The sequence below is a fragment of the Alcaligenes parafaecalis genome (genome assembly GCF_026344135.1).
Taxonomy (GTDB): domain Bacteria; phylum Pseudomonadota; class Gammaproteobacteria; order Burkholderiales; family Burkholderiaceae_B; genus Alcaligenes; species Alcaligenes parafaecalis.
The window spans coordinates 1,408,876-1,427,332 of record NZ_JAPKNA010000001.1 but is presented as its reverse complement, the minus strand read 5'-3'; the positions used below and the strand labels follow the sequence as shown (position 1 = coordinate 1,427,332).

General features: G+C 57.3%; 17 protein-coding genes. 7 read left to right on the top strand and 10 right to left on the bottom strand.

The window, feature by feature from the left end; all coding sequences use genetic code 11:
• Positions 1 to 56 precede the first annotated feature (56 nt).
• From OSH09_RS18340 to leuS, 6 genes are all read right to left on the bottom strand, one after another.
• Positions 57 to 1,406 (bottom strand): THUMP domain-containing class I SAM-dependent RNA methyltransferase, encoded by a 1,350-nt coding sequence (locus OSH09_RS18340; protein WP_407653290.1) that lies wholly within the window; start codon positions 1,404 to 1,406, stop codon positions 57 to 59.
• Positions 1,407 to 2,991: 1,585 nt separating this feature from the next.
• The gene (locus tag OSH09_RS06640; protein WP_035272539.1) at positions 2,992 to 3,408 is read right to left on the bottom strand and encodes a CopD family protein; all 417 of its coding nucleotides are present in this window, start codon (positions 3,406 to 3,408) and stop codon (positions 2,992 to 2,994) included.
• A 3-nt stretch (positions 3,409 to 3,411) separates the two neighbouring features.
• The gene (locus OSH09_RS06635; protein WP_266120502.1) at positions 3,412 to 4,707 is read right to left on the bottom strand and encodes a glutamate-5-semialdehyde dehydrogenase; all 1,296 of its coding nucleotides are present in this window, start codon (positions 4,705 to 4,707) and stop codon (positions 3,412 to 3,414) included.
• A gap of 67 nt (positions 4,708 to 4,774) precedes the next feature.
• Positions 4,775 to 5,836 (bottom strand): DNA polymerase III subunit delta, encoded by a 1,062-nt coding sequence (gene holA, locus OSH09_RS06630; protein WP_266120501.1) that lies wholly within the window; start codon positions 5,834 to 5,836, stop codon positions 4,775 to 4,777.
• A 2-nt stretch (positions 5,837 to 5,838) separates the two neighbouring features.
• Positions 5,839 to 6,471 carry an LPS-assembly lipoprotein LptE gene (locus tag OSH09_RS06625; protein WP_243430297.1) on the bottom strand — a complete coding sequence of 211 codons (633 nt, stop codon included), beginning with the start codon at positions 6,469 to 6,471 and terminating at the stop codon, positions 5,839 to 5,841.
• A gap of 2 nt (positions 6,472 to 6,473) precedes the next feature.
• The gene (leuS, locus tag OSH09_RS06620; protein WP_266120500.1) at positions 6,474 to 9,131 is read right to left on the bottom strand and encodes a leucine--tRNA ligase; all 2,658 of its coding nucleotides are present in this window, start codon (positions 9,129 to 9,131) and stop codon (positions 6,474 to 6,476) included.
• Between the two features lie 264 nt (positions 9,132 to 9,395).
• On the opposite strand from leuS, the gene OSH09_RS06615 reads away from it, so the two are divergent.
• From OSH09_RS06615 to OSH09_RS06605, 3 genes are all read left to right on the top strand, one after another.
• Entirely contained in the window at positions 9,396 to 9,800 is a 405-nt protein-coding gene (locus OSH09_RS06615; RefSeq protein WP_207875329.1) for a VOC family protein, read from the top strand.
• Positions 9,801 to 9,845: 45 nt separating this feature from the next.
• On the top strand, positions 9,846 to 10,475 hold the full coding sequence (locus OSH09_RS06610) for a LysE family translocator (RefSeq protein WP_266120499.1): 630 nt from the start codon (positions 9,846 to 9,848) through the stop codon (positions 10,473 to 10,475).
• Positions 10,476 to 10,589: 114 nt separating this feature from the next.
• Positions 10,590 to 11,156, top strand: a complete 567-nt coding sequence (locus OSH09_RS06605) for a DinB family protein (protein ID WP_243430296.1) — start codon at positions 10,590 to 10,592, stop codon at positions 11,154 to 11,156.
• Between the two features lie 76 nt (positions 11,157 to 11,232).
• Here OSH09_RS06605 and rpmG read toward each other — a convergent pair whose 3' ends face one another.
• The 3 genes from rpmG to OSH09_RS06590 form a co-directional block, all read right to left on the bottom strand.
• Complete coding sequence (rpmG, locus tag OSH09_RS06600; RefSeq protein ID WP_003802781.1) at positions 11,233 to 11,400, bottom strand: 50S ribosomal protein L33; 168 nt, start codon at positions 11,398 to 11,400, stop codon at positions 11,233 to 11,235.
• A 35-nt stretch (positions 11,401 to 11,435) separates the two neighbouring features.
• Complete coding sequence (gene rpmB / locus OSH09_RS06595; RefSeq protein WP_121739234.1) at positions 11,436 to 11,672, bottom strand: 50S ribosomal protein L28; 237 nt, start codon at positions 11,670 to 11,672, stop codon at positions 11,436 to 11,438.
• Between the two features lie 138 nt (positions 11,673 to 11,810).
• Complete coding sequence (locus OSH09_RS06590) at positions 11,811 to 12,959, bottom strand: Bcr/CflA family multidrug efflux MFS transporter (protein ID WP_266120498.1); 1,149 nt, start codon at positions 12,957 to 12,959, stop codon at positions 11,811 to 11,813.
• Between the two features lie 350 nt (positions 12,960 to 13,309).
• On the opposite strand from OSH09_RS06590, the gene OSH09_RS06585 reads away from it, so the two are divergent.
• Complete coding sequence (locus OSH09_RS06585; RefSeq protein ID WP_376912137.1) at positions 13,310 to 14,548, top strand: class I SAM-dependent methyltransferase; 1,239 nt, start codon at positions 13,310 to 13,312, stop codon at positions 14,546 to 14,548.
• Between the two features lie 95 nt (positions 14,549 to 14,643).
• Here OSH09_RS06585 and OSH09_RS06580 read toward each other — a convergent pair whose 3' ends face one another.
• A complete protein-coding gene (locus OSH09_RS06580) occupies positions 14,644 to 14,901 on the bottom strand; it encodes a hypothetical protein (RefSeq protein ID WP_266120496.1) in 258 nt (85 codons plus the stop codon).
• Positions 14,902 to 15,086: 185 nt separating this feature from the next.
• On the opposite strand from OSH09_RS06580, the gene OSH09_RS06575 reads away from it, so the two are divergent.
• The 3 genes from OSH09_RS06575 to OSH09_RS06565 all read left to right on the top strand — a co-directional run bounded on the left by OSH09_RS06575 (position 15,087) and on the right by OSH09_RS06565 (position 18,426).
• On the top strand, positions 15,087 to 16,130 hold the full coding sequence (locus tag OSH09_RS06575; protein WP_222666954.1) for an ABC transporter substrate-binding protein: 1,044 nt from the start codon (positions 15,087 to 15,089) through the stop codon (positions 16,128 to 16,130).
• A gap of 164 nt (positions 16,131 to 16,294) precedes the next feature.
• Positions 16,295 to 17,152: an ABC transporter permease gene (locus OSH09_RS06570; RefSeq protein ID WP_207875324.1), complete on the top strand. Its 858-nt coding sequence runs from the start codon at positions 16,295 to 16,297 to the stop codon at positions 17,150 to 17,152.
• Entirely contained in the window at positions 17,149 to 18,426 is a 1,278-nt protein-coding gene (locus OSH09_RS06565) for a quaternary amine ABC transporter ATP-binding protein (protein ID WP_266120495.1), read from the top strand. Before OSH09_RS06570 ends, OSH09_RS06565 begins: the two co-directional genes overlap by 4 nt.
• Positions 18,427 to 18,457 lie beyond the last annotated feature (31 nt).

Sequence of the window (18,457 nt, the reverse complement as noted above, 5' to 3'; positions counted from 1 at the left end):
GCCAAGCCATTGAGATGGACTTGGCCCTTGTGGGCATGCGCAAGACTGTTTAACGCTTATTCGGCGCTGGTAGCGTCTTCGCTGGCGTCCGGGGCCGCTTCGTTATTGCGATAACTGGCTGGAACCATGTCAAAGCAGAACAGGCGGCAATCCAGCGCACCGTTGTACAGCGGGAAACGACGCTTGGGCTTGAGGCGCATATGACGTGGCAGCTCCAGATCGCTGCTGATCATATTCACACTCCAGTTGGCGAAGTTTTGCTTGAGGTTGCTGGCCCAGCTTGGCCAGAAGTCCTCGTCCTGATGTTCCAGACGCTCGCCGTAGGGCGGGTTGGTCACAATCCAGCCCGCTTCTGTTTCGGGGCGAATCTTCAGCGCGTCGCCTTGCTCAAAACGAATCGTCTCCAGCGTCAGGTGCGAGCGCTCCAGGTTGGAACGAGCGGCATCCAGAACGGCGGGGTTGATGTCGTAACCGATCAGAGGTGTATCCAGACGTGGGGCGATCAATGAACGCGCTTCGTCTTTGATATCGCGCCACAAACGCTGATCGTGGCAGCGCAGGCGCTCAAAGTGAAATGGACGCCAGATACCGGGAGGAGCTCCCAGTGCCATCCAGGCCGCTTCGATCAGAATGGTGCCGCTACCGCAGAAAGGATCGATCAAAGGCTTGGTCGGGTCCCAGCCGGACAGGGCCAGCAGGCCAGCCGCCAGGTTTTCACGCAAAGGCGCATCGCCCTTGTCGTGACGCCAGCCGCGCTTGAACAGAGACTCGCCACTGGTGTCCAGATAGAAGGTAGCACTGGTCTCGTCCAGGAACAGATGGACTTTGGCGTCAGGGCGCACGGTATCGATAGAAGGACGAGCGCCTTCCAGATCGCGCAGGCGATCACAAATCCCGTCTTTGGCACGCAGATTGCAGTACTGCAGGCTTTGCATCGGGCTGCGTACGGCCGATGTATCGACACGCAGTGTTTGCTCAGGGCCAAACCAGCGTTCCCACGGAGTGACACGGGCCAGGGCCAGAATGTCTTCTTCGTTGGTCACTGGTGCGTGTGAGACTTCCAGCAAAATGCGTGTGGCCAGTCGCGAGGACAGGTTGGCACGCATGACGCCGATCCAGTCTGCGTCAAAGTGGCAGCCAGCACGGCCTGTTTGCACGTTTTCGTAACCCAGAGCTTGCAGTTCCAAAGACAGTGCTTCCTCCAGCCCTTGAGGGCAGGGAGCAAACAGACGGTAGCGCTCGCCTTGCAAGGCCTTGACCTGAACACGCTCGTTTTCCTCGATCGTGCTGTCGGGCAGGCGCTGCCCAGGCTTGGGGGCCTGGGGACTGTCTACACGCTGGATAGGAGACACGTATTGCGGAAATGCATCCGAGTCACCGGCGGGCTTGAACAAGCCACTAGGCATTTTTCCGGCAGGGGTACGGTCCGAAGATTCGCTGTCACCTTTGAACGCAGGGCGTTCGCGTCGCTCACCAGAGAAATTACGGCGTTCTCCGGTTTGAGGGCGGCTGTCGCGGTTGCGATCAAAGCTAGGGCGCTCACGGCGTTCGCTGGAGAACTCGCGACGGTCGCCGGATTGCGGACGGCCGCCTTCGCGGTTGCGGTCGAAAGCGGGACGCTCACGGCGTTCGCCGGAGAATTCGCGACGCTCGCCCGATTGTGGGCGGCCGCCTTCGCGGTTGCGGTCGAATGCAGGACGCTCGCGACGCTCACCGGAGAATTCGCGACGTTCGCCCGATTGTGGACGGCCACCTTCACGGTTGCGGTCGAAAGCGGGACGCTCACGGCGTTCGCCGGAGAATTCGCGACGCTCACCGGATTGTGGACGGCCACCTTCACGATTGCGGTCGAATGCGGGACGCTCACGACGTTCACCGGAGAACTCACGACGCTCGCCGGATTGCGGACGGCCACCTTCGCGGTTGCGGTCGAATGCAGGACGCTCACGACGTTCACCGGAGAATTCACGACGTTCGCCCGATTGTGGACGGCCGCCTTCACGATTGCGGTCGAATGCGGGACGCTCACGACGTTCACCAGAGAATTCGCGACGCTCGCCGGATTGCGGACGGCCGCCTTCACGGTTGCGGTCGAATGCGGGACGCTCACGACGTTCACCGGAGAATTCACGACGTTCGCCCGATTGTGGACGGCCGCCTTCACGGTTGCGGTCGAATGCGGGACGTTCGCGACGCTCACCGGAGAATGCAGGACGGTCGCCTTGAGGGCGGCCTTCGCGGTTGCGGTCGAATGCGGGACGTTCACGGCGCTCGCCGGAGAACGCTGGACGGTCGCCTTGAGGGCGGCCTTCGCGGTTGCGGTCGAATGCGGGGCGTTCGCGACGCTCGCTGGAGAACGCTGGACGATCGCCTTGAGGGCGGCCTTCACGATTGCGGTCGAATGCCGGACGTTCGCGACGCTCACCGGAGAACGCTGGACGGTCGCCTTGAGGGCGGCCTTCGCGGTTGCGGTCGAATGCCGGACGTTCGCGACGCTCGCCGGAGAACGCTGGACGGTCGCCTTGAGGGCGGCCTTCGCGATTGCGGTCAAATGCTGGGCGTTCACGGCGCTCACCGGAGAACGCTGGACGGTCGCCTTGAGGGCGGCCTTCGCGATTGCGGTCAAACGCTGGACGTTCACGGCGCTCACCGGAGAACGCTGGACGGTCGCCTTGAGGGCGGCCTTCGCGATTGCGGTCAAACGCTGGACGTTCACGGCGTTCACCGGAGAACTCACGACGCTCGCCCGATTGAGGACGACCGCCTTCGCGGTTGCGGTCGAATGCGGGACGCTCACGGCGGTCCTGGTCACGCTTTTCTGCGTAGGGGCGGGATTCGCGTTTTGGGCCGCCTTGGCGGTCTTGCTGCAGGCTGGCCGCACGTGCGCGCGCACCCGAGCGCACGCGGGGTTCCGCATTGCTGGATTTCTTTTTAGGGCCTGTAGCCAGGCTTAGGGTCTTGCGTTCAGATTGGTCTGACATGAATTAGGTATTAGAAGGGTTTTATAACCACCAGGATGAGGACCAGCAGCAGAACGATGACCGGAATTTCATTGAACCAGCGGAAGAATACGTGTGAGCGGCTTTGTTGCCCTTGCTGGAACTGCCGCAGATAGCGTCCGCACACACCGTGAAAGGCAAACAGGATCAAAACCAGGGTCAGTTTGGCGTGCATCCAACCCTGTCCTTTGCCTATGCCGTAATACAAAAACAATCCCAGGCCTGTCAGCAAAGTCAAAATGGCCAAAGGGGCCATAAAGCGATACAGGCGCCGGGCCATGCCCAAGAGCGTTTCATAGGTCTTGGCATCTTGCTCCTGGGCTAGATTCACATAGATGCGAGGCAGGTAGAACAGCCCCGCAAACCAGGAGGTCACAAACAAGATGTGAAATGTTTTTAGCCAAAGCATGATTTAACCACGCATTTGGCCATTGCCATGCAAGACCCATTTGTAGGTCGTCAAACCTTCCAGACCCACTGGGCCTCGGGCGTGAAGACGGTTGGTGGAAATACCGATTTCTGCACCCAGGCCGTACTCGAAGCCATCAGCAAAACAGGTAGGCAGGTTCACCATGACGGAGCTGGAGTCCACTTCACGCTGGAAGCGTTCGGCCAGGCTCAGGTTTTCTGTCACGATGGATTCCGTGTGCTCGGAACTGTACTGGGCAATATGGTCCATGGCTTGCTCCATGGAGTCCACAATGCGGATCGCCAGGATGGCCGCTGCAAATTCGGTTTCCCAATCTTCCTCGCTTGCAGGTGCCACGTTGGCGATTAGAGCACGGGTCTGCTCACAACCGCGTAGTTCCACGCCTTTTTCTTGCAATTGGCGGGTAATTTCAGGCAGAAAGGCGGGAGCAATGCTGCGATGAACCAACAAGGTTTCCATGGCACCGCAAATGCCGTAACGATACGTCTTGGCATTAAAGGTGATGCGTGTGGCTTTTTCCAGATCGGCAAACTCATCCACATAGATATGGCAGTTGCCATCCAGGTGCTTGATCAGCGGCACGGTGGCTTCGGCGCTCAGACGTTGGATCAGGCTCTTGCCACCACGAGGGACAATGACGTCCACGTAGTCGTTCATGGTAACCAGCAGACCAACAGCATCGCGGTCCGTGGTGGGCACCACTTGCACGGCGTCCTTGGGCAAACCTGCTTTTTCCAGGCTGCTGGAAATAATCTGTGCCAAGGCCTGATTGGAGTGAAATGCCTCGCTGCCGCCACGCAAAATGGTGGCGTTACCGGACTTCAGGCACAGGGCCGCTGCGTCAATGGTGACGTTGGGGCGGGATTCGTAAATGATGCCGATGACACCCAAAGGGACGCGCATCTGGGCCACACGCATGCCGTTAGGGCGGGTGCGCGAGGCACCGATCTGGCCGACCGGATCGTCCATATCTGCAATTTGACGCAAGCCTGTGGTCATGATTTCCAGGGCGCGGTCTGACAAAGCCAGACGCTCGATCATGGCCGGGGCAATCTGGCGTTCACGCGCTGCTTGCAAGTCCAGCTCGTTGGCCGCTTGCAATTGGGCTTTTTGCTCAATCAGGGCATCAGCCATATAGCGCAGGGCGTCGGCCTTGGCTTTGCCAGTAGCGGCGCGCATGCGACGAGCGGCAAGCTGAGCACGCTTGCCCAAATCTTGCATCATGGAAGACAGATCGCCGACCTGGGTGGCGACAGAGGACTGGGTGATATCGTTCATAGCCGTGTAACTCTCCGGTTCAAGAGAGCATTATCGCAACAATTAAGAGTTAAGGGGTATCGGACGCTTAGCGGCGAGGTGCTTGTGTCGCGACCGCGATACGCATGGTCAGGCGGCGCATTTCTTCCCACGGGTCCTGCTGGCGTCCGTTGGGGTGCAGACCCTTGATCAGGCGGTCTATATCGTGGGCATGTAGCACCGACGCGGGCCAGCTCTGAGGTGGGATGCGGTCCAGCGCCTGGCGTACCAGTTTTTCGCGCGGGCCGAAGATACGGTACTGGCGAAACAGGTTGGACAGATCCTGTCCTTGCTGACGCGCCTGCGACAGGCGAGCCAAGGTACGAACTTCTTCGCCTACGGCCCACAAGACCAGGGGCAGGGCTTCGCCTTCTGCCTGCAAGCCATCGAGTACGGTCAGGGCGCGTTGGCTTTGACCGGCCAGCATGGAGTCGCGCAGATCAAACACGCTGTAGCGTGCCACGTTCAGGACGGCGTTTTCCAGTTCTTCCTGGCTGAGTTGGCCAGGAGGGTAGATCAGGGCCAGTTTCTGGATTTCCTGATGTGCGGCCAGGAGGTTGCCTTCTACTTTGTCGGCCATCCATTCCAGGCTGTTGCGTTCCAGGCTTTGGTCCTGGGCTTTCAATCGCTGGGCAATCCAGCCGCCCAGCGAATTGCGGTTGATGGGCTGAATCTCGACCCAGTAGGCCGCCTGCTCCAGGGCCTGGCACCATTTGCTATTGCGCGTGGCTTTATCCAGGCGAGGAAGCTGAATCAGAAAGCTGGTGCCGTCCATTTGCCCGCCGCTGATGAGCTCGCAGAGCTTTTGCAGGGCATCGCCACCCGGTTTGCCGGGTTTGCCGCTGGGGATGCTCACATCAACCAGTTTTTGATCGCCAAACAAGGAAATGTTCTGGGCGACAGCAAACAATTGCGACCAGTCTGCGCGGGCATCCAGAGTAAAGCTGCTGCGTTCGGTAAAGCCGTCCTGGCGGGCGCGGGCGCGCACGGCATCGGCGGCTTCAACCAGCAAAAGGGGCTCGTCACCGGACACCACATAAAGCGGTTGGAAAGCTGCGGATGGCGTGGCCAGTTCGCGCAGCAAGGTGTCGTGGTCGGCCCTGCGTCCCATGTTTACAGTGGGGCCTGCTGTCGAGTGGGCAGCAGTTCCATGTCTTCCAGAGAACTGGCGTCGGGCTGGCTGCTCATGAAATGGTAGGCGCTGGTTACATCAGGCGAGCTCAAGCGACGCACAATGCGATTGATCAGCGACTGTTCCATGTCACGGAAAATCATTTCAATTTCGCTGTCTTTGGCCTGGACAGCTTCGGCGTCGTAAGGGACCTCACGAATCACGTTCAGCGTCGTGGGCGGTAAAACAACCCGGCCCTTGGCATCCAGCAGTTCAAAGACAAAGCTCAGTTGCAGTTCGTATTCTTCCACCTGGCCTTTGGCGTTGATGGAGATTTCGCGTTGGTTACGGCTGTGGGACAACTGCTGCAAAATGGCTTGTGCATCTTGCGAGCGTTCAACAAAGCGAGTTTGGGGTGAGCTGGCCGACAAGGTTCGACGCAGGTTCGCACCAAAGGCGCTGTTGTCCGAAATATTGGTGTAGATCGTGCTGAACGGCAGCGGAGCCACCCCTTTCAGGTGAAAGCCGCAGGCCGTCAACACGAAGCTGAGCAGGATGATCAGGCCCGCCAGTCGCCAGGGCCCGAGTACAGGAACAGACAGAGAGGCAGAAGGAAACAGGCGGGCTAAATGCATGATTAACCTACGACGTTAACGAGTTTGCCAGGCACCACAATGATGCGCTTGGCGGGGCGGCCTTCCAGATACTTGAGCACAGCCGCGTGTTCGGCGGCAGCTTGTTCAATGGCGGCTTTTTCCGCTCCCTGAGGTACGACCAGCGAACCACGCAGCTTGCCATTGACTTGCAGCATCAGTTCGACTTCGTCGGCAATCAGGGCTTGCTCATCGACTTCAGGCCATTGGGCATCCAGCATATCGCCCAGACCGTCGGCCCAGCCCAGCTCACGCCACAACTGCCAGGTGATGTGCGGCACCACAGGGTAGAGCACACGCAACAGGATGGAGGTGGTTTCAGCCAGGGCGCGTTGCGCAGCAGGCGTATCTTCCCACTGAGTCTGCTCCAGGGTGTTGAGCATCTTCATGCAAGCCGAGACAACGGTGTTGTACTGAATACGCTCGTAATCGTAATTGGCTTGCTTGAGCAGCGAATGGATTTCCAGACGGGTACGCTTGGCAGCCGCGTCCAGATCGCTCCAGTCGGTCGCCTGGGCATTACCGGCGCGCAGGGCGTCGGCGTGGTTGTAGCAGAAGGACCACAGGCGGCGCAGGAAACGGTTGGCTCCGTCCACGCCCGAATCTGACCACTCCAGAGTTTGCTCGGGTGGGCTGGCGAACATGATGAACAAGCGGGCGGTGTCGGCGCCCATCGAGTCGATCAACGACTGAGGATCCACGCCGTTGTTCTTGGACTTGGACATGGTGCCAATGCCGTTGTACTGCACGGGCAAACCATCGCTCTTCAAGCGGGCACCGACAATCGCGCCTTTTTCGTCGTAAATGTTTTCGACGTTTTCAGGCCAGAAGTATTCGATGCCGCCTTGTGGCGTGCGACGGGTATAGCTGTGGTTCAGCACCATGCCCTGGCACAGCAGGCGGGTAAAGGGCTCGTCAATCTTGACCAGGCCCATGTCGCGCATGACTTTGGTCCAGAAGCGTGCATACAGCAAGTGCAGCACAGCGTGCTCGATACCACCGATGTACTGATCCATAGGCATCCAGTAATCGGTGCGTGGATCAGTCATGGAGTCGTTCAGCGCAGGCGTGGTGTAGCGCAGGAAGTACCAGGACGAGTCCACAAAGGTGTCCATGGTGTCGGTTTCACGACGCGCAGGTTTGCCGCAAGAAGGGCAGGCGCACTTCAGGAAGGCGTCGTGCTTGTTCAGCGGGTTACCGCTGCCATCGGGAATCAGCTCTTCAGGCAGAACCACGGGCAGGTCTTTTTCTGGAACAGGAACTGGGCCGCAATCATCGCAATGAATGATAGGGATAGGGGTGCCCCAGTAGCGCTGACGGGAAATACCCCAATCGCGCAGACGGAAGGTGGTTTGTTTTTCGCCCAGTTCTTTGGCGTTCAGGTCGGCGGCAATCGTATCCACGGCAGCGACGTGTGCCAGGCCGTCGTACTTGCCGGAATTGATGGTTTGGCCTTGCTGCTTGTCGCCGTACCAGTCTTGCCATTGGGTGGCGTCGTAGTCTTTGCCTTCAACGCCAATGACTTGCTGAATAGGCAATTGGTATTTCAGCGCAAAGGCGAAGTCGCGTTCGTCGTGGGCAGGCACGCCCATGACGGCACCGTCGCCGTAGCTCATCAAGACGTAGTTACCGACCCAGACAGGAACGTCCGCGCCAGTCAGTGGGTGCTTGACGGTCAGGCCGGTAGGCAAGCCTTCTTTTTCACGGGTAGCCATATCGGCTTCCGTGGTGCCGCCTTTCTTGCATTCTTCAATAAAGGCCGTCAGCTCGGGATTGCTGCGGGCAGCCAGAGCAGCCAGCGGGTGTTCAGGGGCAACAGCACAGAAGGTCACGCCCATGATGGTGTCCACGCGGGTGGTGAACACGTACAGGCGACCGTCCTGAATCAGTTGGCCTTGCTCGTCACGAATATCGTGAGGGAAGGCAAAGCGTACGCCCTGACTCTTGCCTATCCAGTTTTCCTGCATCAGACGCACACGCTCGGGCCAGCCGGGCAAGCCGGTTTTTACGGTGTCCAGCAGCTCTTCGGCGTAATCGGTAATGCGCAGGTAGTAGCCAGGAATTTCGCGCTTTTCAACCAGCGCGCCAGAGCGCCAGCCACGGCCTTCAATAACCTGTTCGTTGGCCAGAACGGTTTGGTCTACCGGGTCCCAGTTCACGGTCTGGGTCTTGCGGTAGGCAATGCCTTTTTCCAGCATTTTCAGGAACAGCCACTGGTTCCATTTGTAGTATTCGGGATCGCAGGCGCACATTTCGCGCGACCAGTCGATTGCCAGACCCATCGCCTGCATCTGCTTTTTCATGTAAGCGATGTTGTCGTAGGTCCACTTGGCGGGTGGGACTTGCGATTTGATGGCGGCGTTTTCAGCGGGCATGCCAAAAGCATCCCAGCCCATGGGCATGAGAACGTTGAAACCGCGCATGCGTAGCTGGCGCGCCATCATGTCGTTGATGGTGTAGTTGCGCACGTGACCCATGTGTAGCTTGCCGCTAGGATAGGGCAGCATGGAGCATGCGTAAAACTTGGGTTTGAGCGAGCCATCGGGAGCGGTGGCGTTTTCGACGGCACGATAGGCGTCCCGATCGGTCCAGTTTTGCTGAGCGAGTTGTTCAACCTCGCTGGGGTTGTAACGTTCCTGCATGAGTGGCAATACCGTTTTAGACAGAAGTAAAGGAGTATCCGCCATTATACGGGGCAAATGTCGATGTGGACGCTTGCAAGGTGGGCTGTGTCGTCAGTAGAAGAATCAGGCCGATGTTCGGGCCGCGAGGCGAGTGTGGAAAGTCTCTGAAAATTCAGTCAGCCAGCCGCTCGAAATTGGTATACCGTTAGAATTTATGCCACTTAACGGCAGTTCCTTGGCGCAAGAGACCTGGTCGGGATGACGGCCAGGCAGGAGAGCTTGATGTTTAGCCACATTACCGTCGGATCGCGTGATCTGGAGCGCGCTGCTCAGTTTTATGATGCGGTCCTGATTCCGCTTGGCTTGAAACGCCGAATGGTCACGCCCGATGGCGGGCCAGCCGCCTTGTGCTGGGTGGGTACGCAAGCCGTTTTGCCGCGTTTTTACGTTTACAGCCCCCTGGATGGGGAGTTGGCCAGTGTGGGTAATGGCAGCATGGTGGCCTTTCTGGCTCCTTCGCAAGAAGCCGTCCACACGGCTTATGAAGGCGGTATGGCTCATGGTGGTCGTGATGAGGGTGCCCCAGGCCCGCGTCCCCATTATGGCAATGGCTATTACGGTGCCTACCTGCGTGACCCGGATGGCAACAAGATTCATCTTGTTTATCGTGCTGACCTTTTGCCCTAGCGTGGCGCTTGCAAACGATTTGTTGGATTTCCGGAGTCTGCCCTTATGATCGCCAGCCAGCTTGCACTTGTTTACGGAACCTATCTGATTGCCACCGCCAGTCCAGGGCCCAGCAATATGGCCATTATGGGCACAGCCATGCGTGATGGCCGTCGCTCTGCGCTGGCTTTGGCCGCCGGGGTGGTGACCGGCTCGATGTTCTGGGCGATTCTGGCGGCCAGCGGGGTTTCTGCTTTGCTGGCGACGCATGTTCAAGCCTTGGTCTTTCTGAAGATGGCAGGCGGCCTGTACCTTCTGTACCTGGCTTTTCGGGCGGGCAAGTCGGCAATGAGCCCCGTCTCTGGTCTGGTGGGGAAAAGTCAGGGGCACAAGACGCCGCGCTACCGCGCACTGTATCGGCAGGGTGTGCTCATGCATATGGGCAATCCTAAAGCCTTGATGGCCTGGGTAGCGATTATCTCGCTGGGAGTTGGCCAGGAGACCGCAGGCGCAGGCTTGGCCATGATTGTGGGCGGCTGTGTCTTGCTGGGCATCATGGTGTTCAGCAGCTATGCCATTGCCTTTTCAACAGCCATGATGATTACGCTCTATGCAAGAGCGCGCCGCTGGATCGAGGGTGTGCTGTCGGTAACATTTGCGGCGGCAGGATTGAAGCTACTGAGCTCGCCGGACTAAGCGCGCTCTCTACTGTGGCACTCGTCGGTGCGCCTGTCAGCGTTGCTCGGGGGAAGGTCCCCGCGTGCAATGGGCGAATGGCAGGGAATCTTGATAACAGACCAGGAATAAAGCATGAATACCGTTTCTCATGACCCCTCTCTTCTCAAGCAGACGGACGATCAAGCCGGGTCTTCCTCGTCAGTAGCAAACACCTTGAGAATGCTGCTGCGTTACAAGCAGTGGGCCAATACCCTGACCTTCAAGAATGTGATGGAGCTGCCTGCAGGCGAAGCCTTAAAGCCTAGACCTACCCGCTTTGGCAATATGGTGCACACCCTGAATCACATTTACGTGGTCGATGATATTTTCAGGCACCACCTGCAGGGGAAAAAGCACGCGTACACATCGCGCAATACCGATCAGACGCCTGCTTTGGCGGACTTATGGGAGGCTGTGCAGGAGATGGACCGCTGGTACATGGACTGTGTGGAGGCCTGGCCCTGTCAGGACTTGGCGAAAGTCATTCATTTTGAATTTGTGGGTGGTGGGCAAGGGGCCATGACGCGCGAACAAATCATTCTGCATGTCGTGAACCACAGCACGTATCACCGAGGTTTTGTCAGCGACATGATGTATCAAGTGCCATTTACACCGGAGTCCAATGATTTGCCGGTGTTCCTGCGAGATCAAGCTTGCTAAAGAGCAGGCAATAAAAAAGCCTCTGCAGGGCAGAGGCTTTTTTAAAACCAGTCCGCTGTAGCAGCGGGTTTGCGGATTAACGCAGCTTGGTTTCTTTGTACTCGACGTGCTTGCGAACGACGGGGTCAAATTTCTTGATCACCATCTTTTCAGGCATGTTGCGCTTGTTTTTGGTGGTGGTGTAGAAGTGACCCGTACCGGCGGACGATTCGAGTTTGATTTTTTCGCGTATACCTTTTGCCATGATGAGCTCCTGGTTAAATGTTTAAGAAGCGCAGCTTAGAACTTTTCGCCGCGGGAGCGCATTTCGGCCAGAACGGATTCGATACCGTTCTTGTCGATGGTGCGGATAGCATTAGCGGAAACACGCAGGCGAACCCAACGGTTTTCACTTTCAACCCAGAAACGACGGGACTGCAGGTTTGGCAGGAAGCGACGCTTTGTTTTATTGTTGGCGTGCGAAACATTGTTGCCCGACATTGGGCCTTTTCCGGTCACTTGGCATACGCGTGCCATGGTCATACCCCTTGAGATCTAAATCTGCCTCCGCTAAACGAAAAAGCCGCGGGCGATTGTAAAATTAGGATCGTGTTAACCCCAAGCTGGGGTCGAAAGAAGATTATTCTAATATGGAAAAATCACTTAGATCAAGTTTTACCGTGCTTTTGTCGCTGCATTGCGGCCAAACAGCCACGATAAGACAGCGCAACAGGCTAATACAGCCGTCAATGGCAAAGCATCGGAAGCCGCCCAACTACTGACAGCAAAACCGGCCAGCGCACCGCACAGCATTTGCAATGCTCCCATCAGGGCCGATGCTGTTCCCAGACGATGCCCCTGCTCGGACAGAGCCAGGGCAGCAGAGTTGGGGTTCACAAAGCCCTGGCAAGCCATAAAGCCCATCAGAGTCACCATCAGCCAGGTCAGGTCCAGCACGCCAACCAGCGTCAGGATGGCACCCAGCACAGTAAAGATAACTTGCAGCCCTTGTGCGATACGCAACAAGGTGGGCGGGCTGTAGGTATTCAGTAAACGGGCGCTGACTTGGGAGAACACAATCAGACAGGCCGCATTGGCGCCGAAATAAAAACCGAAATGGCGTGGGTCCACGGCAAATAATTCAATAAAGACGCGTGGGGATCCGGCGATATAGGCAAACATGCCTGCGGAACTGAAACCAGCGGCCAGCGAATAAAACATAAAGGGCCGGTCGCGCAGCAGAGCACTGTAATTGTGTGCAATCAGTTTGGGCTGCAAGGGCAAGACCCGTTCCGGGGCCAGGGACTCTTTCATGGTGAAAAAAGTCAGCAGCCACAGCAGCACACCGCAAGCTGCCATGAAGAAGAAGATGCCACGCCAGTCGCTAAAGAGCAGAATCTGCCCGCCGATCAGGGGTGCCAGAATGGGCATGACGCCCATGATCAGCATCAGCATGGACAGGGCGCGTGCCGCTTCGCGAGTCTCAAAGCGATCGCGGATAACGGCACGGGGGATGGCCATGCCTGCGGCACCACCAAAGGCTTGCACGATACGCCAGACGGTCAGCTCGTCAATATCGCTGGCACGGGCACAGAAAAAGGAAGCCACGGTGAAAATAAGAACGCCCAGCAGGAGCGGCGGCTTGCGACCAAAGCGGTCGGCCATGGGGCCATAGACCAACTGGGCAAGGCCCACACCCAACAAGAAACCAGCCAGTGTGCGTTCGACCATGCCCGCTGAAGTGTTCAGGCTGTCTGCCATTGCCGGGAAGGCGGGCAGGTACATGTCGATGGCCAGGGGCCCCAGGGCGGTCAGCAGCCCCATCAAAACGAGCCAGGGAGGAAATGCAGGGGAGTGGTTGCGTGTCATCGGGCCAAGTATTAAGGTGGGGCAGATCCTGACTGTGAGCCTAGACCGACTACCCCGCGCCGCGCATCAATGCAAACCGATGCAAAGGGCCAAAGGCAGGCAGTTTAGCATGGGGTAATGTCAATTCCGGTCTATGTGCTTTAGGTATGAAGCACATGATTCGTGACTTTGACGCAACGGATTGAGGGCTTGAATGCAGTAGGCTACAGGATTGACAGCTTACGGGCAGTGTGTCGATGTGCAGGACACATTGTCATCTTTGTTTGTTTACATACAAGGAGGCGAAGTTGAGTTCAATTTCATCAATGGTTCAGGCCAAATTAGATCAGCTCAGTGTTCCGATTCGGCTGACTTTGCCCAACGGCGAGCAAGTCGGGGCGGCCAATGCCTCGGTTCATCTGACCATCAAAGACAACGCCACATTGGCACAACTGGCTGCCGGGCAATCCGGGCAGTTGGGTGAGGCCTACGTAGAAGGGCGCATGGATTTTGAGGGCTCCATGCGGGATTTGATGCACTTGGCCGCAGACATCCTGCCGGGCTCCCCGGTGGATGCGGCTCAGGCGGGCTGGCTGACTTCCATTGTCAAACACCTGACCTCCGTCTGGCGTCACTCCCAGGAGAAGGATGCCAAGCAGATCCAGTTTCACTACGACTTGTCGGACGACTTCTATGCCTTGTGGCTGGACCCGCGTCGGGTCTATTCCTGCGCCTATTATCGGGAGCCGGACATGACGCTGGCCCAGGCTCAGGAAGCCAAGCTGGACCACATTTGTCGCAAGCTGCGTTTGCAGCCAGGCGAGCGTTTTCTGGATGTGGGGGCAGGGTGGGGTGGTCTCTTGATGTGGGCGGCTGAAAATTACGATGTAGACGTGACAGGTATTACCTTGTCACGCAACCAGCACGCTTATGTAAACGGACTGATCGAGCAAAAGGGCCTGACGGGCCGGGCTCGCATGATGCTGCTGGACTATCGTGAGCTGGACGAACTCAAGCCTTATGACAAGCTGGCCTCGGTCGGGATGTTCGAGCATGTAGGCCGCGCTCAGCTTAGCGCTTACTTTGACAAGCTGCGTCGTCTGGTCAAGCCGGGTGGCTTGATCCTGAACCACGGTATTACCGCCGGGGGTGTGGACAATAGCCAGCTCGGTGCGGGCATGGGCGACTTTATCGAAAAGTACATTTTCCCTGGTGGGGAGCTGACTCATATTAGCCATGTGCTGCGGCATTTGGCCGAGGGCGGTCTGGAAGGCCTGGATATTGAAAATCTGCGCCCTCACTACGCGCGTACTCTGTGGGCCTGGAGTGATGCTTTGGAGAGTCAGTTGGACAAGGCCGAGGCAACGCTGGATTCCGAGCAAGGGCAGAAATCTCTGCGTGCTTACCGGGTGTATCTGGCGGGTTGCGCGATGGGCTTTGAGCACGGCTGGATTGCCTTGCATCAGGTTCTGGCTCAGGCACAAAGTGCTGGGCGGGCGCAGGAGCTGGATTACGCGCCAGACCTGGTTTACCCATGGCGGCGGGACTATATGTACCAATCCTGATCGGCCCGGCCCAAGGACAAATGACAAGGTTTTTATGCCTTGTCATTTGTCTTTTCTGGGCTGATTTTTAATTACGCCGATTCATCGAGAATTAATTAGTAACAAAATAAAGTTCGTAAAATCGCTAAAACCACGCCAAACAAGGGTTTTGTTGTGTTTTCACCATTGACATATTTCTGATTTCCACTGGTTTTGCTCGGTAATAATTTGTTTTTGATTGCAAAGCGCCGTAGAATGGCCTCCTTGTCTGATTCATCAATTCGATCCGGAACCGCTTGAACAGCGTGTTCTCTTCGCACCAAATCATCGCCCCGCGCGGTGTAGCCCAGCCCCAGCCGTTTTGTTTCGGTCAAGGCACAGGACGGTATAAAAAAGGGTTTTGCCCATCTACATCGTCCCGGGTTTCTTGTGAGTGCCTGGCACTCGCTCTCTACGTAGGTATGTATTGGCGATAAGAGCATCGTCTTCCGCACACCCCTTTAGCCTTGGCGCCGACTGATCATGCAGGACGCGTCCCAGTAACTCAAGGAGGAGCATCATGTCTTCATACTTCCCTCACGCCGGTGCCAAGTCGCGCTTGCACCGCTTTCCCCTGATTCAAGCCTCTGTGCTGACCAGCGTTTTGCTGGGTTTGTCGTCCGCTGCACAAGCCGCCACGCCGGTTGCCTGCGAACTGGACCGCACTGTCCGCTTTGGCGGCATGAATTGGGAATCGAATCTGGTCCTGACTGAAGTCGAGCGTTTTATCGCTGACAAGGGTTATGGCTGCAAGACTGAGGTCATCTCGGTCGAGACGCTTCCGGCTCTGGCCGCATTGGAGCGAGGCGACCTGGATGTCAACACTGAAATCTGGCTCAACAGTGTGGCTGATCCCTGGAAACAGGCTGAAGCCAAGGGAAATGTAAAACGTATTGGCGATATTTATATGGGTGGCGAAGCCTGGTTCATTCCACGCTACACCGCCGAGCGCCTGCCTGAACTGAAGTCCGCTGCGGACTTGCCCAAGTTCAAAGATGAATTCAAAGACCCCGAAGAACCCGGTAAAGGCCGCTTCTATGGTTGCCCGGCTGGTTGGGGGTGTGAAGTGGTCAGCGGCAATCTGTTCAATGCCCTGAAACTGGGTGATACCTACACCCTGTTCTCGCCCGGTACGGGTGCCACACAAAAGGCTGCCTTGACGTCTGCCTACCAGCGCAAGGAAAACGTGGTGTTCTATTACTGGTACCCCACACCGCTGGTGGGCTCCATGGATCTGGTCAAGCTGGAACTGCCCGCTTATGACGAGAAAAAGCACGGGTGTTTGACTGACCCCAATTGCGCCAATCCCGAGCCTAGCGATTACCCCGAAAATCCGGTGTTTACTGCCGTGAATACGGAGTTCTCCAAAACGGCTCCTGAGCTGACGGCTTTCCTGGCTAATGTCAGCATGCCTCTGGAGCTGATGAACGACACCATGGCTCATATGGAAAAAACCGAAGGTGAGCCCGAGGATGTGGCGCAATGGTTCCTGAAAGAGCACGAGGACACCTGGTCCAAGTGGGTGCCGCTGGATGTGGCTCAGCGCGTAAAAGCCGCTCTTTAGTATTCGTGTTGTTGTAGGGCGAGGCCGGTCTCGATGACTGCACCCCGTGAGGGTGCGGGCACTGAGCCGTACCTCGCTTTTCTGCCTGGCCACTGTGTGGTCGGCAGGATCATGGCCGGGCCACAAGCCCGCGCTGCATGCACGAGTTTTACGGAGTGTTTTTTATGTTTCCTGAGTTGATTGATCCGCGCGCCTTACGTTTGCCCATCGATCAGTTCGTGGGTGATCTTGTTGCCAACTATTCCAGTACCTTGCGGGCGATGACCCAGCCTTTGCTGGATATGCTGGTGTTCATGGAGTCCATCCTGCGCAGCAGCCCTTGGTGGGCCGTCGTGCTGGTGGTGGTCGTGCTGGGCTGGGCTGCCAGCCGCCGCGTCCTGTTTTCCGTAGCCATGGGTGCCATGTTGTTTGTCATCGGCTTGATCGGCCTGTGGGATGCTGCCATGCAGACCCTGGCTCTGATGATCGTGGCCGTCTTCTTGTCTGTCCTGATAGGCATACCGCTAGGTCTGCTGATGGCCAGCTTCAACTGGCTGCGCCGCATCATGATGCCGATCCTGGACGTGATGCAAACTATGCCCAGCTTTGTGTATTTGATCCCGGTAGTGATGCTGTTCAATCTGGGCAAGATCGCCGCCCTGATTGCCACCATTATCTACGCCATTGCCCCGGTGATTCGTCTGACCGATCTGGGTATACGCCTGGTCGACAGTGAAGTGCTGGAAGCCTCGCGCTCCTTCGGTTCCAACCGTTGGCAGCAGCTCTACGGCGTTCAATTGCCTTTGGCCATGCCCAACATCATGGCCGGTATCAACCAGACAACCATGATGGCACTGGCTATGGTGGTGATCGCCTCCATGATCGGTGTGCGGGGTCTGGGCTACGAAGTGTTGCAAGGCATTAACCGCCTGCAAGTAGGCCGTGGTCTGATGGCTGGTTTGGGGATTGTGCTGTTGGCCATCTTGTTTGACCGTATCACGCAAGAATTCGGTCGTCGCTTTCAGACCCGGGAGGCCGCATGAGCAAGATTGAAGTCCGCAATATCTACAAGATCTTTGGTTCGCAACCCGAGCGCTGGCTGGAAGAGGCCCGCAACGGTGTGCGCAAGGATGAACTGCTGGCAAAAAGCGGTCATACGCTGGGCCTGCGTGACATCAGCCTGTCCATCGAGCATGGCAGTATCTACGTCATCATGGGTTTGTCCGGTTCGGGCAAGTCCACCTTGATTCGCCACTTCAACCGTCTGATTGAACCGACGGCAGGGCAAATTCTGGTTGATGATGTGGACGTCATGAGCCTGGACTGCAAGGCCTTGATGCAGTTTCGTCAGCAAAAAATCAGCATGGTCTTTCAGCGCTTTGGCTTGTTCCCGCATCGGACCGTACTGGAAAACGCCGCGTATGGCTTGCAAGTACAGGGCATGGGCCGTGCGGCCCGCGAGGAAAAAGCCACGTACTGGCTGGAGCAGGTGGGCCTGCAAGGCTTCGAGAATCAGTATCCTCATCAACTGTCTGGCGGTATGCAGCAGCGTGTGGGCCTGGCGCGAGCCTTGGCGACCGATGCGGACATCCTCTTGATGGATGAGGCCTTCTCCGCCCTGGACCCGCTGATTCGACGTGAAATGCAGGATCAGTTGCTGGAGTTGCAAGCCCGTCTGAACAAGACCATCGTGTTTATTACGCATGATCTGGATGAAGCCTTGCGTCTGGGTAACCGGATTGCCATCTTGAAGGATGGCGAGCTGATCCAGGAAGGTTCGCCCGAAGATATTCTGCTGTCGCCCGCTAGTGATTATGTGCAGGCCTTCTTGCAGGATGTGAACCGTAGCAAAGTGTTGAATGCAGCCCATGCGGTGCGCGATTCCAGCAAGACGCTGACGTTCACCATGCGTACCCGCGCTGTCCATGCGCTGGAGCGCTTGAGCGAGCGGGGTGTGCGTTATGCGCCTGTGCTCGATGGCAAGCGGCTGGCCGGTGTGCTGATGCGTTCGAGCGCTCAAGAAGCGGTGCAACAAGGCGCTCGGGATATTTCCGGTTTTGTGGATGAAATGAGTTCGGTTCCCGCCACCATGGGCCTGGATGAAATCCTGGGGCAATTGCTGCGCAGCAGCGAGCCTTTGGCCGTGACGGGTGAGAACGATGAGTTCCTGGGCTTGCTCTCACGCAGCAAGGTGGTGGACCTGGTCAGCCCGCTGATTGATGCGGTTGAGCAGTCGCCGGATGCGGCTGCAGAGTCGGCTCCGGAGGATACCGCCAAGGTCCTGGAAGCGATTGAAGGCAGTAAACCTGCTGCCTGAGCTTACTTGTCTTGATAAGGCGATAAAGAAA